Source organism: Paraeggerthella sp. Marseille-Q4926, assembly GCF_916618935.1.
Taxonomy (GTDB): Bacteria; Actinomycetota; Coriobacteriia; order Coriobacteriales; family Eggerthellaceae; genus Paraeggerthella; species Paraeggerthella hominis.
This window is the reverse complement of record NZ_CAKAKF010000003.1, coordinates 654,628-667,500: the sequence shown is the minus strand read 5'-3', so window position 1 is coordinate 667,500 and position 12,873 is coordinate 654,628. Positions and strand designations below refer to the sequence as shown.

Below are 12,873 nucleotides of genomic sequence, written 5' to 3'. Positions count from 1 at the left end.
GGACATGCGCCGACAATTCACGGGGCTAAGCATGGTACCGAAGCAGCGGACTAATTTCATTAGTGGTAGGGGAGCTTTCCACGGGGGGCGAAGCCGCAGGGCGACCTGCGGTGGACCGCGTGGAAGTGAGAATGCTGGCATGAGTAACGAGAGCGGCGCGAGAAACGCCGCCGCCGTAAGCCTAAGGGTTCCTGGGCAAGGCTAATCCTCCCAGGGTCAGTCGGGAGCTAAGGCGAGGCCGGAAGGCGTAGCCGATGCACAACAGGCGGACATTCCTGTACCGCCGATGGACCGTCATCACCGATGGGGCGACGGAGAAGGGTAGCCGAGCGGGGTTCTGGACGTCCCCGTGAAAGCGCGTAGGGAGCGCGGCATGGAAACCAGCCGCGCATGCATCCCGAGACGCGAGACGAAGCCTTTTGGCGAAGTCGGCGAGCCCATGCTTCCGAGAAAAACCTCTAGGAAGGGACATCGGCGCCCGTACCAAAACCGACACAGGTGGGCGGGTAGAGCATACCGAGGCGATCGGGAGAACCATGGTTAAGGAACTCGGCATACTGACTCCGTAACTTCGGGAGAAGGAGTGCCCCTGGCGGTGAAGGACCTCGCGTCCGGAGCGGCCGGGGGTCGCAGCGAAACGGCCCAAGCGACTGTTTATCAAAAACACAGGACTCTGCAAAGCCGCAAGGCGACGTATAGGGTCTGACGCCTGCCCGGTGCTGGAAGGTTACGCGGATGGGTCAGCCGCAAGGCGAAGCCCTGAAGCCAAGCCCCAGTAAACGGCGGCCGTAACTATAACGGTCCTAAGGTAGCGAAATTCCTTGTCGGGTAAGTTCCGACCTGCACGAATGGCGTAACGATTTGGGCGCTGTCTCAACCATGGACCCGGTGAAATTGTATTATTCGTGAAGATGCGAATTACCTGCGGAAGGACGGAAAGACCCCGTGAACCTTTACTGCAGCTTGACATTGATCGTTGGCTCGGCGCGTAGAGGATAGGCAGGAGGCTTCGAAGCGGGGACGCCAGTTCCCGTGGAGCCGGCCTTGGAATACTGCCCTCGTCGCGTCGGCGATCTAACCTGCGGCCGTGATCCGGCGCAGGGACCGTGTCAGGCGGGTAGTTTGACTGGGGCGGTCGCCTCCTAAAGAGTAACGGAGGCGCGCAAAGGTCCGCTCAGGACGGTTGGCAATCGTCTGCAGAGCGCAAGAGTGCAAGCGGGCTTGACTGCGAGACGTACAGGTCGAGCAGGGAGGAAACTCGGTTCTAGTGATCCGGCGGCCCAGAGTGGAATGGCCGTCGCTCAACGGATAAAAGGTACTCCGGGGATAACAGGCTGATCTTGCCCAAGAGTCCACATCGACGGCAAGGTTTGGCACCTCGATGTCGGCTCATCGCATCCTGGGGCTGAAGTCGGTCCCAAGGGTATGGCTGTTCGCCATTTAAAGCGGTACGCGAGCTGGGTTCAGAACGTCGTGAGACAGTTCGGTCCCTATCCTCCGCAGGCGCAAGAGGATTGAGGAGGTCTGCCCCTAGTACGAGAGGACCGGGGTGGACGGACCTCTGGTGCAGCAGTTGTCGACCAACGGCACGGCTGCCTAGCTACGTCCGGCACGGATAACCGCTGAAAGCATCTAAGTGGGAAGCCGTCTCCAAGATGAGTCCTCTTTTCGGTAAGGGCCCAGGCAGAACACCTGGTCGATAGGCCGCAGGTGCAAGGCGAGCGATCGCCTCAGCCGAGCGGTACTAATAGCCCGAGCTCTTCGTCTTCACACATTGGAGCTTGTTCGCGGTCCGTCACGACCGAACGCTGTGCAACCGCCAGGGTGGCGCGGAGAGCGCGCCCTGCGGCATAGAAGCCGCGCGGAGCCCAAGCGCCCTGCGCGAGCGCGACCTTGGAGGCGGGGATCACCCGGTCCCATTCCGAACCCGGAAGTTAAGACCGCCATCGCCGAAAGTACTGCAGCGCAAGGCTGTGGGAGGATAGGACGTCGCGCTCGCGCAGGGCGCTCGGCGTATTCCGCCGATCGCGGGGAGGGGCCCCGGAGCCGTAACAGGTTCCGGGGCCTTTTTCTGCGTTGGGGGGTGTTCCTATGAATCCGTCAAGTAGGTATTTGGCGGGATTTCCGCAATGACGAATCCATCTGCGGGCATGGTGACGCGCCGCCCCGGCTTCAAGGCGGAGGCGGTTGTCGGCGACCTGCGCCCGAGCTTGCTACGCGGAGTACGGCACCCCGTCGCGCATGACCGCGTAGATGACCTTCATCCTCTTTCTCGCCGTGGCCTTGAGCGCGCACTTGTACTTCATGCCCCTGGCCCGGCATTTCCTTAGATACTCCCCGTAGTAGCCCTTCGACCTGGTCAGGGAGTTGCACGAGAAGATCAGCAGGTTCTTGAGCGGCTTGTTTCCGCCGCGGTGCCCCCTGTCGTAGTTGGTGGAGGTTCCGGATTGCTGGGTGGAAGGCGCCAGCCCGCAATAGCTGGCCAGCTTGTCGTGGCTGCCGAACTCGGAGATGTCGATGGAGACCACCAGCTGCATGGCCGTCCTCGGCCCGATGCCGGGGATTGTCTGCAGGTTCTTGAAGTCGGCGTTGTCGGACAGCGATTCCGCTATCGCGTCCTCGAGCTCGGACTCGGCCTCGTTGTCTGCCACGATGCGGCCCGCGAAATGCTTGACGTAGCGCATCTCGGCGGCCACGGCCTGCTCAGACGGGCGTTCGCCGCAGATCGAGTTCCAGAGGCGGTCTCGCTGCTCGCGGGTGGCGCGGTGCTTGCGGGACGCCGCGCAGAACCTCTTGCGCCCGGCGTCGAGCATGTTCCAGGGCCCTCCCAGCTCGGCGAGCATGCCGGCGCACCACGGCTCGGTCATCTCGCATGCCGCCTCGAATGCCGGGCACGACTCGAGCAGGCGCGAGTGCAGGGCGTTGGCGCACGCAGTGCGGTCCTTCTGCACCTGCGCCACCTGGGCAGACATTATCCTGGCGCCGTCGAGCGCCGGGTCCTCGGCCGGCACCGGGCGGAGCGTCTGGGGCATGCCCAGAGCCGCGCGCGCTATGACCTGCGCGTCCCGCTCGTCGGTTTTGGCGATCCCGGGGAAGCTCTTGGCGAGCTCGTGCTCGGCGGATCCCGGCAGGTAGGCGACGGGCCTTCCCGCCGCCCTCGCGCGCTTGATTGCGAGCGCGCCGATGTTGCGGCGCTGGTCGACTACCACGAGCGTGTCTGCGGGAAGCTCGGCCAGCAGCGCGTCGAGCTCCCCCTCGGAGTTGGCGACGCGCCTGCTCAGCAGGACCTCTCCGTCGAGGTCGACCGCATACGCCCAGTGGGCGAACTTTCCGACGTCGAGCCCCAGGTAGGCGGCGTGCTTGCTCGTGAGCGTTGCGTTCTTCTCGGCCATGGTGTTACCCTTTCTACACGGCTGGCCGCACCGTTCGCCGCGTCTCGGCAACCACATTACTCGGCCGTGGCGCGCGATGCGCCCGGCAGGTTCCTATCAGCCGGAATCGCGGCGGCCGACCTCCGGTGGCAACACCCCCCGGGCCTTCGCGAGAGGCAGGGGACTAGGGCCATCCGGAGGCGGCCGGCCAGCAGCCCAGAGGGCCAAGTCAATATTAGATTAAGGACTGGCTGGGTCGCTAATCCAACCGGGGCCGCCAAGCCCCTTGAACATGGCTCGATCAGGCTGGTTTCTACTGTAATGGGGGCGGGCGAGAGCTGCGCGGGGCCGTCCGCCGGGGCGTCGTGTTGATTCTGCGCCGGATCCAAAGAGGGATCGGGGCGAAGGGTATAATGAAAGCGAATACTAGTAGCTGCATTTTCCCACATGAGGGCAGAGGAGTGGTCTGGTGAGCGAAAAGACGCAGGGGACAAAAACCATCGCAGAAGAAGCACTTGGCAACGAACGTCAATTCATCCAGCTGGTAAACGCGCTTTCGGGCCCGTCTCGTCGGGGCCGTCAAAATGCTGCGGCTGCGCTTGCCTTCCTTTCGAAAGACCACGCTGATCTGTTCGTTCCGTACGGCGATGCGTTTATCGACGCGCTTAACCGACCGGAAGCCCAGACGCGCTGGGAGTGTCTTGACGTGCTGGCTGGCATGGTCGATCATGACTCCCGCACTTGCGACAAGGCGGTTCCGGGCGCTGAGACGGCTCTGTTCGATGAGGAGAGCGGCCCTGTTCGCCTTGCGGCTATGCGCTTCTTGTGCAAGCTGGGGGCTACAACGGAGAATCGCTCCGAGCGTATATGGCCGCTTATCGACGAGGCAATTCAGTGCTATCACGGGGATTTTGAATTTCAGGACATGCTGGTTGCCGTGGTTGACTTTTCGTCGGGCAAGCTGTCTCCTCAGGTGAAGGACGAGCTTGCTTCGCGCATGGCTTTCGACGCCTCGAACGGCAAGGGCGCGCTCAAGCGCCGCGCGCAGCAAATCCTCGACAACGTGCAATCGAAGTAGCGTATTCTCGATACCAGGCGGGCCTAAGGCCCGCTTTCGTTCTGCGCCAATCGGGCGCCTATTCTTTTGGCAGATAGAGCTGAGCCAGCAAGGGGCAAGAAGGAGGAGGCATGGCAAAGCGTACCGTGACGTTGATTCCCGGCGACGGTATAGGCTTGGAAACCTCGGCTGCAATGCAGCGCGTGGTTGAAGCGAGCGGTGCCGCCATCGCGTGGGAAGTCGCCGAAGCAGGCGCGCATACGATGGAGCATTGCGGCACGCCTTTGCCCGACTCGACGATAGAAGCGGTCAAGCGAAACGGCGTGGCCATCAAAGGACCCATTACCACGCCTGTGGGCACGGGCTTTCGCAGCGTTAACGTCGCCCTGCGAAGGGCGCTCGGACTGTACGTCTGTTTGCGTCCCGTGTTGTCGCTTCCCGGGGCGGGCGGTCGCTACGATGACGTGGACATGGTGATCGTGCGCGAGAACTCGGAAGACCTGTACGCTGGCATCGAGTTCGAGGAAGGTTCGCAAGCTGCACGCGATCTCATACGCTTCTGCGAAGAGACGGGTGCGGGAGCGATTCGCCCGGACTCGGGCATTTCCGTGAAGCCTATTTCGGTGACGGCGACGCGCGACATTGCGGAGTACGCTTTCGACTATGCGGCCAAACATGGGCGCACGAAGGTTACCGCCGTTCACAAAGCCAATATCATGAAGCATTCCGACGGCTTGTTCCTGCGCGTCGCGCGGGAGGTTGCCGAAGAGCGCGCGGCGTCGATAGGGTTCGACGATCGCATAGTGGATGCGTTCTGCATGAACATGGTGGTGGACCCCTCCCAATTCGATGTGGTGGTGTTCCCCAACCTGTACGGTGACATAGCAAGCGATTTGGCTGCTGGTTTGGTGGGCGGCTTGGGCATTGCCCCTGGGGCGAACATCGGCAAGCGCTATGCGGTGTTCGAAGCCGTGCACGGCAGCGCTCCCGACATCGCGGGGCAGGACAAGGCGAACCCGACAGCACAGATCCTGTCCGCCGCTATGATGCTTGATCATGTGGGCGAGCGCGAGGCGGCCGAGCGCATCCGTCGCGCGGTGCGCGCCGTGTATGCCGACGGTAAGTACCTGACCGCCGACATTCGCAAGGCTACAAGGTCGAGCGAGCGGGCTGCACGTTGTTCTGAGTTTACTGCTGCGCTTGAAGAAGCGCTTGAGCAGATGGATTAGAGGAGGAGGTCGTCGATGACGGTCAAGAACGATCGGTTTGCCGCTACGCTCGAGGTGAACGGCGCGGCGTACACGTACTATCCCGTTGCGGGGGTTCCTGGTTCCGAGCGCCTTCCGTACGCGCTGACGGTTTTGCTCGAGAACGTTCTGCGCAACGCCGAGGACTCTGAGGCGGCGGAGAAGCTGGCGGGACGTATTGTTGCTGCGGGAAATGCGGGCGAGGTGGGCAGCGAGGTTGAATTCTGCCCGGCGCGCGTGCTGTTCCAAGACTTCACGGGCGTGCCCGTGTTCGTCGATTTCGCCGTGATGCGCGAAGCGTGCGCGCAGTTGGGCGGAGATCCCGCTAAGATCAACCCGCAGATCCCGTGCGATTTGGTGATCGACCATTCCGTGATAGCCGACGAAGCTGGCTGCGCGGGCGCCCTTGAGCGCAACATGGAGTTGGAGTTCGAGCGCAACCGCGAGCGCTACGACTTCCTGAAGTGGGCTCAGGAGTCGTTCGACAACGTGCGCATCGTGCCGCCGGGAGCGGGCATTTGCCATCAGCTGAACATCGAGCAGTTCGCGCGCGTGGTCATGACGTCGGATGCGGCGGGCGTTGCAGTTGCCGAAGGAGAAGCTCCGGTAGCTTACTTCGACACGCTGGTGGGCACCGACAGCCATACGCCGACGGCCAACGGCATCGGCGTGCTGGGCTGGGGCGTCGGCGGCATCGAAGCCGAGGCTGCGGCGCTCGGCCAGCCGATCACCACGCTCGTGCCGCGCGTGGTGGGCGTGAAGCTGACGGGCCGGTTGTCCGAGGGCGTTGCCGCCATGGACGTGGCGCTGACGTTCGCTCAGATGCTGCGGGCGAAGGGCGTGGTCGGGTGCTTCGTGGAATGCTTCGGCCCGGGCTTGGACAGCTTGAACGCCACGCAGCGTACGTGCATCTCCAACATGACGCCGGAGTACGGCAGCACGTGCACCTTGTTCCCGGTTGACGAGCAGACGTTGGCGTACCTGCGCCTGACGGGACGCTCCGACGAGCAGGTTGCACTGGTGGAAGCGTACGCGAAGGCGCAGGGTTTTTGGAACGACCCCGCCGCTCAAGAGCGTGCTTATGCCGAGGTTATCGAGCTTGATTTGAGCGAGGTCGAGCGGTCGTTGGCGGGGCCGTCGCGTCCGCACGACAGGATTTCCCTGTCCGGCGTGCAGGAGCGTTTCCGTGCGGTGTGCGCCGATCGGGGTCTGGATCTGCGCCAGACCGTCCAGGTGGATGTACGGGGCCAGGCTTTCGACATCACGCATGGCGCGCTTGCCATTGCGGCGGTGACCAGCTGCACGACCGCTACCGACCCTCGCATGATGCTGGCAGCGGGCCTGCTTGCTGCCAAGGCGGCGGAGGCGGGGCTTTCGCCGAAGCCGTGGGTCAAGTGCATTTTGGCGCCGGGCAGCAAGGCTACCGAGCTTTTGCTGGAGCGCGCGGAGCTGTTGGACGGTTTGCGTAGCTTGGGATTCTACACGTGCGGCTTCGGATGCATGAGCTGCATCGGGAACTCCGGTCCTATTTTGGATGCGCTGCACGACGTGGCCGACGACGTGGAGCTGGCGAGCGTTTTGTCGGGCAACCGTAACTTCGAAGGACGCATCTCGCCCGATGTATCCCAGAACTACCTGGCTGCTCCGGCTGAGGTCATCGCGTACGCGCTTGCGGGCACGATGGACGTCGACTTGGAGCACGACGCGCTGGGCACGCGCCCGGACGGCACGCCGGTGCTGCTGGCCGACATCTGGCCGACCGAGGAAGAGATCGACGCTTTGGTGGAGAGGTGCGTTACCCGCGAGCTGTACGAGGCGGGCACGCGCGGGCTCTACGACGGCGACGCTGCCTGGCAGGCGCTCGGAAAAGAGCCGAGCGACACCTTCGCATGGGACGATGCGTCGACGTACGTGCGTCGCGCCCCGTACTTCGACGGCATGGAGCGCGAGCCTTCGGCGCCCGAGGCCATCGAGGGAGCACGCGTGCTGGGCCGCTTGGGCGATTTCATCACGACGGACCACATCTCTCCGGCCGGATCCATTGCGGCGGACTCTCCGGCTGCTCGCTATCTTGAGGAGCGCGGGGTGGCGCCGGCTGACTTCAACACGTACGGCGCGCGCCGCGGCAATCACGAAGTGATGATGCGCGGCACGTTCGCCAACGTGAAGCTGCAGAACCTTTTGGCCGAGGGCAAGAAGGGCGGCTGGACGCGCGATTTCACGGACGGGCAGATTCGCCCGCTGTTCGATGCTGCGATGAAGTACGGGGATGCCGGCGTGCCGTTGGTCGTGGTGGCGGGCAAGATGTACGGCAGCGGCTCGAGCCGCGACTGGGCGGCCAAGGGCCCCATGCTGCTGGGCATTCGGGCTGCGTTCGCCGAGAGCTTCGAGCGCATCCATCGCAGCAATTTGATCGGCATGGGCATTTTGCCGTTGCAGTTCCTGGACGGGGAGAGCGCCGAGAGCTTGGGTTTGGACGGATCGGAGCGGTACACGATAGCTCCGATCGATTTTTCGGCAGGGCTGCCCGAGCCGAGCGTGGTGGGCGTGCGGGCCGAGCGCGAAGACGGAACGGCAGTGGAGTTCCAGGCGATCGTGCGGGTGGATACGCCGACCGAGGGACGCTATTACGAGCACGGAGGCATTCTTCAGTTCGTGCTTCGGAATCTTTTGTAAGAAGAAGGTAACGAGGGCGCTTGATCGTCGCATTCGATCGAGCGCCTTGGTGTATAGTTAAGCATTTAGTATCGGGGAAAGACTGAAAGGGATGCCGTGAAACAGACATCCGGATTTGAAGCGCTGCTCGAAGCGCTTAAACAGTCGGGCGTGGACGTCGACGGAGGTTTCGGTGGTTCGGGCACCGGCTCGCCGTTCAACAACGACGGAGACAACGCCGGACGCGGTGGGCGCGCAAGCGATTCCGCTGCGGGTTCGGGCAATGGCGGCGGTGGAAAGCCGCCGCACGTGAACGTGGAGATCCCGTTCGCCGACCAGGTGGCTGCTTGGGGAAAGAAGGCTCTTATCGGGGCTGCCATCCTCATCGTCATCGTGGGCTTGTGCGCGTATTGGTGGTTCCATCCGCCCATCAACATCCACAGCACGGACACGTGGATGTTCGTGGCCATGTTCATCCTGCTGCCGTTGTTCCTGCTGTTCTGGGGCAAGTCGCGCAGCTATGAGACGGGCACGAGCAAGGTGGATCCGAGTCCTGGCAAGGCGAAGGCGTTCAAGTGGGCGTCGTACCTGCCGATTCTGGTTGCGCTGCTGGGCGTTGTGGGAGCGGTGGCGTCGCTGTCCATCTTCCCGGGCAACGCCGCGAAGTACGCGAACGTGCTGCAGACGACCGAAGACAACTTCGCGCAGGATATCAAAGAGGTCAATTACTCGGAGATTCCCGTTATCGACCGCAGCTCGGCCATCCTGCTGGGCAACCGCGAGATGGGTTCCATTCCCGAGTTCGTGAGCCAGTTCGAGATCTCGCCTCTGTACAGCCAGATCAACTACCAGAGCGCGCCCGTTCGCGTGAGCCCGCTTGGTTACGCGGACCTGTTCAAGTGGTTTACGAACCGCGATGGCGGCATCCCGGCTTACGCCTTGGTGAACATGACGACGCAGGATGCCGAGATCGTCAAGCTTGGCGATAGCCCCATCTACTATTCCGAGTCCGAGCCGCTTGCGCGCAACATCGATCGCCACGTGCAGCTGAGCTACCCCTTCTACATGTTCGATCAGAAGTCCTTCGAGATCGACGACGAGGGGCATCCGTGGTGGATCTGCCCGGTGCAGACCCGAACCATCGGGCTGTTCGGCGGCACCACCATCCAGCGCGTGGTCATGGTTGACGCCACCACGGGCGAGACGCAGGACCTGGCTATCCAGGACGTTCCGCAGTGGGTCGACCATGCGTATCCGACCGATCTTCTGCTTGAGCAGTACAACTGGTCGGGCAAGTACAAGGACGGCTGGCTGAACTCCGTTCTGGGTCAGCGCAACGTGGTGCAGACCACGCCGGGAACCGATGGCAACCTGGGTTACAACTACATTGCCAAAGACGATGACGTGTGGGTGTACACGGGCGTGACCTCGGCCACGGCGGACAACTCCATTGTGGGCTTCGTGCTGATCAACCAGCGTACGGCCGAATCGCATTTCTACTCGGTTTCGGGCGCGACGGAAGAATCGGCTATGCAGTCTGCAGAGGGCCAGGTTCAGAACTTGCGCTACCGTGCGACGTTCCCGCTTCTGATCAACGTCTCGGGACAGCCGACGTACTTCATGGCTTTGAAGGACGACGCCGGTCTGGTGAAGCAGTTCGCCATGCTCGATATCCAGCGCTACCAGAACGTGGCCGTGGGCAACACGGTTGCCGAATGCCAGAAGGCATACCAGGCTCTGTTGGCAACGAACGGCGTTCTTTCCGATGGCGACGTGGATACGGGCGCGCTCGAGGCGAAGGGCACGATCTCTCACATTGCCCAGGCGGTCGTGGAAGGCAACTCCCACTTCTACGTGAAGCTTGCCGAGGGTTCCAGCATCTACGACTTCGCGTTGCCCGGGCTGATCGAGATCGTCGGGTACAAGGAAGGCGACACGATCGAGTTCACCTACGTGGAGGCCGAGCCGACGAATCCTGCACAGGAGATCATCAGCGGCTCCGGCAGCGTCAAGTCTTCGAGCGATGCGGCGGAAAAGACCGCCGAGCAGGCTCAGGCAACGGGCGATGCTCAGGGGAATGCGGCGTAGTTCGCTTGCATGAAACGACAGGTGCGGGGCTTTCCGAAAAATGGGAGGCCCCGCACTTTTTTCTTGACATTCTGAAAAAGCCTGTCAAAATATAAGGGCTGCTTCTTCGAAGCGGCGTTAATGGATGTAGTTCCGCTGCCCAAGACAGCAGGCACCGAAAGGTTTAATCGCGAAGAGACGCGGCCCGCCGAGGTGGTTCTGATAAGTTTCGCGCTTTGACGGCCCCTGTTGTCTTTGGACGGCAGGGGTCGTTTCTTTTCTTCAAGCGACGATCCCACCCGCAAGGGGCGGAACCCGAGTTTGAGGAAAAGGAGGTGTACCAATGCCCAACGTAAAGAACCAAGAGACGCTGGTCAAGATCAAGGAAGATCTGAACGGCGTTTCCGCTGTGTGGGTCGTGGATTACTGCGGCCTGAGCGTGAAGGAGATCCAGGCCCTGCGCTCGGAGATCCGTGAAGCTGGCGCGAGCCTGAAGGTGTACAAGAACACCCTGATGCACATCGCCCTGGCCGAGGCCGAGCTGCCCACGCTGGAGGACATGCTGGAAGGTCCGAGCGCGTTCGTGTTTGCTGGTGAGGACGTGGCTGCCGCTGCTAAGGCCGTCAAGAACTTCGCCAAGACCAACAAGAACCTTGAGATCAAAGGCGGCTTGATGGAAGGCGCAGCTGTTTCGGCTGCCGAGGTGGAAGCTATTGCTTCTCTGCCGTCCCGCGAAGAGCTCATCGCTCAGATCGCCGGTGCTATTTCCGGTGTTGCCCGCGGTCTTGCTGTTGCCCTCAACGGCGTGCCCAGCGGTCTTGCTCAGGTCACGAAGGCTGTGGCCGATCAGAAGGAAGCTGCGTAAATGCAGCGTTGGCGGCATAGGAAATGCCGCCTGATGGTATGAAACAGAAGAGGCCGGAACCTCCGGCCGTTTTGAAAGGAAACTAACATGGCTGTTACTCGTGAAGAGATCATCGAGGCCCTGAAGGAAATGTCGCTGCTCGAGGCTTCCGAGCTGGTTAAGGACATCGAGGAGACCTTCGGCGTGTCCGCCGCTGCTCCCGTGGCCGTGGCTGCCGCTCCGGCTGCCGACGGTGGCGCTGCCGCTGAGGAGAAGACCGACTTCGACGTTGTCCTCGAGGGCTTCGGCGACAACAAGATCGCTGTCATCAAGGTTGTCCGCGAGATCACCGGTCTGGGCCTGAAGGAGGCCAAGGAGGTCGTCGAGGGCGCTCCGAAGGCTGTCCAGGAGGGCGTCAACAAGGAGAAGGCCGAGGAGATCAAGGCCAAGCTCGAGGAAGCCGGCGCTGCTGTTACCCTGAAGTAACTCGCTGGTTCAACGAACTTTGCACAGAGCCCGCTGCACTGCAGCGGGCTCTTTTACGCTCTTTGCCGCTGACGGAATGGCAACGAATTATTGCGCAGCAATCCCGCGCGTGTATGGTGGGAAAAACGAAAGCAAGAGAAGAAGAGGCTCGCTATGCAGACAGGTTATTTTAGCGCCGCCTGGAACGATATCAAGAACTCGCCGGGTTGGTTCGGCAAGCTTGCGGTGTTGTCGCTGGTTGGACTGATTCCCGTGTTCGGGTGGATTGTCGTTTTCGGATACTTGTTCGGATGGGCGCGCGATGTTGCTTGGAACGTGCATGCGCCCATGCCTGCTCGCATATTCGGCAACGAAGACGGCAAGCTGTACAGCCGCGGGTTTTTTGCGCTGGTCATAGGCTTGGTGTGCATGCTTATTCCCTGGGTGCTGGAGTTTGTTTGGGCTATGGTCACGGGCATTGGCGCGAACTGGTCGGGTTACGGCTACGGATACGGTGGGACGCTTGCGTTTTTCGGACTGTTCTCGTTGCTGTTCTCGGTGGTCGTTTTCGCCGGAACGTTGTTCGCCGTGGTGTTCGCGGCGGTGGGCATCATGCGTATGAGCATTTACGGCCGCCTGGCTCCAGGCTTGCAGTTCGGCAAGATCTGGGCCATGATACGCCATGATTTCGGCGGCTTGGCTCGCATCTTGGGCATGGCGTTGCTGCTCTGGGTGGTTGCGGGGTTCGTCATATCGGTGGTTACGATAGGCATCATGCTGGCGGGCCTGGCGATTGGCTTGGTTGCGGGCATTCCGGTTGTTCATACGGACAGCCCTGCGGTTCTGTTCGCGGCGCTTCCCGGGCTTTTGGCGCTGATCGTGGTGCTGGCCGTGGCATGCGGCGTGCTGTCCATGATGCTGAGCGTGTTCGTCTTGGCTGTGGTTTCGCGCGCGCTGGGGTACTGGACGCGTCAGTTCGAGGTTCCGGCATGGCGCGGCCAAGATGATCCGATGCCGTTCGAGATCGAGGCGGCGCAAGCAAGGGCCGCAGGCCAGCAACCGCCTCGGTAGAACCGACAAACCTGGTAGTATGGAACGGTAAGTGCAGCCCGTTGAAGCCGAGCGCTTCGGCGGGCTGTTTGCGTTGCGATGGCAAGGAAGACGGAG

The 12,873-nt window shown here is 62.1% G+C and carries 8 protein-coding genes, 2 rRNA genes and 1 other annotated feature (1 of these 11 only partly in view); of the genes, 9 read left to right on the top strand and 1 reads right to left on the bottom strand.

The window, feature by feature from the left end:
• Both LG373_RS08170 and rrf read left to right on the top strand, forming a co-directional pair.
• A 23S ribosomal RNA gene (locus tag LG373_RS08170) occupies window positions 1-1,768 on the top strand (it extends 1,202 nt beyond the left edge of the window).
• Between the two features lie 115 nt (window positions 1,769-1,883).
• Window positions 1,884-1,998 (top strand): 5S ribosomal RNA (gene rrf / locus LG373_RS08165).
• Window positions 1,999-2,213: 215 nt separating this feature from the next.
• Here rrf and LG373_RS08160 read toward each other — a convergent pair.
• Complete coding sequence (locus LG373_RS08160) at window positions 2,214-3,392, bottom strand: IS110 family transposase (RefSeq protein WP_225749082.1); 1,179 nt, start codon at window positions 3,390-3,392, stop codon at window positions 2,214-2,216.
• Between the two features lie 448 nt (window positions 3,393-3,840).
• Here LG373_RS08160 and LG373_RS08155 point away from each other — a divergent pair, with 448 nt between their 5' ends.
• The 7 genes from LG373_RS08155 to LG373_RS08125 all read left to right on the top strand — a co-directional run bounded on the left by LG373_RS08155 (window position 3,841) and on the right by LG373_RS08125 (window position 12,777).
• A complete protein-coding gene (locus LG373_RS08155; RefSeq protein WP_225749506.1) occupies window positions 3,841-4,449 on the top strand; it encodes a HEAT repeat domain-containing protein in 609 nt (202 codons plus the stop codon).
• 110 nt (window positions 4,450-4,559) lie between these two features.
• Window positions 4,560-5,657, top strand: a complete 1,098-nt coding sequence (locus tag LG373_RS08150; RefSeq protein ID WP_225749505.1) for an isocitrate/isopropylmalate dehydrogenase family protein — start codon at window positions 4,560-4,562, stop codon at window positions 5,655-5,657.
• 15 nt (window positions 5,658-5,672) lie between these two features.
• On the top strand, window positions 5,673-8,351 hold the full coding sequence (gene acnA, locus LG373_RS08145; RefSeq protein WP_225749504.1) for an aconitate hydratase AcnA: 2,679 nt from the start codon (window positions 5,673-5,675) through the stop codon (window positions 8,349-8,351).
• Window positions 8,352-8,447: 96 nt separating this feature from the next.
• Complete coding sequence (locus LG373_RS08140) at window positions 8,448-10,418, top strand: Tat pathway signal sequence (RefSeq protein ID WP_225749503.1); 1,971 nt, start codon at window positions 8,448-8,450, stop codon at window positions 10,416-10,418.
• 120 nt (window positions 10,419-10,538) lie between these two features.
• Window positions 10,539-10,681: a sequence feature (ribosomal protein L10 leader region), on the top strand.
• 59 nt (window positions 10,682-10,740) lie between these two features.
• A complete protein-coding gene (gene rplJ, locus LG373_RS08135; RefSeq protein ID WP_114567537.1) occupies window positions 10,741-11,262 on the top strand; it encodes a 50S ribosomal protein L10 in 522 nt (173 codons plus the stop codon).
• An 87-nt stretch (window positions 11,263-11,349) separates the two neighbouring features.
• Window positions 11,350-11,727, top strand: coding sequence for a 50S ribosomal protein L7/L12 (gene rplL / locus LG373_RS08130; RefSeq protein ID WP_114567536.1), 378 nt, complete (start codon window positions 11,350-11,352; stop codon window positions 11,725-11,727).
• A gap of 153 nt (window positions 11,728-11,880) precedes the next feature.
• The gene (locus tag LG373_RS08125; RefSeq protein ID WP_225749502.1) at window positions 11,881-12,777 is read left to right on the top strand and encodes a DUF4013 domain-containing protein; all 897 of its coding nucleotides are present in this window, start codon (window positions 11,881-11,883) and stop codon (window positions 12,775-12,777) included.
• The last annotated feature ends 96 nt before the right edge of the window (window positions 12,778-12,873 follow it).

Excerpts from the sequence above, each read along its gene's own strand:
- LG373_RS08160 (WP_225749082.1), bottom strand. The coding sequence starts at position 3,392 with ATGGCCGAGAAGAACGCAACGCTCACGAGCAAGCACGCCGCCTACCTG.
- LG373_RS08150 (WP_225749505.1), top strand. The coding sequence starts at position 4,560 with ATGGCAAAGCGTACCGTGACGTTGATTCCCGGCGACGGTATAGGCTTG.
- acnA (WP_225749504.1), top strand. The coding sequence starts at position 5,673 with ATGACGGTCAAGAACGATCGGTTTGCCGCTACGCTCGAGGTGAACGGC.
- rplJ (WP_114567537.1), top strand. The coding sequence starts at position 10,741 with ATGCCCAACGTAAAGAACCAAGAGACGCTGGTCAAGATCAAGGAAGAT.
- rplL (WP_114567536.1), top strand. The coding sequence starts at position 11,350 with ATGGCTGTTACTCGTGAAGAGATCATCGAGGCCCTGAAGGAAATGTCG.
- LG373_RS08125 (WP_225749502.1), top strand. The coding sequence starts at position 11,881 with ATGCAGACAGGTTATTTTAGCGCCGCCTGGAACGATATCAAGAACTCG.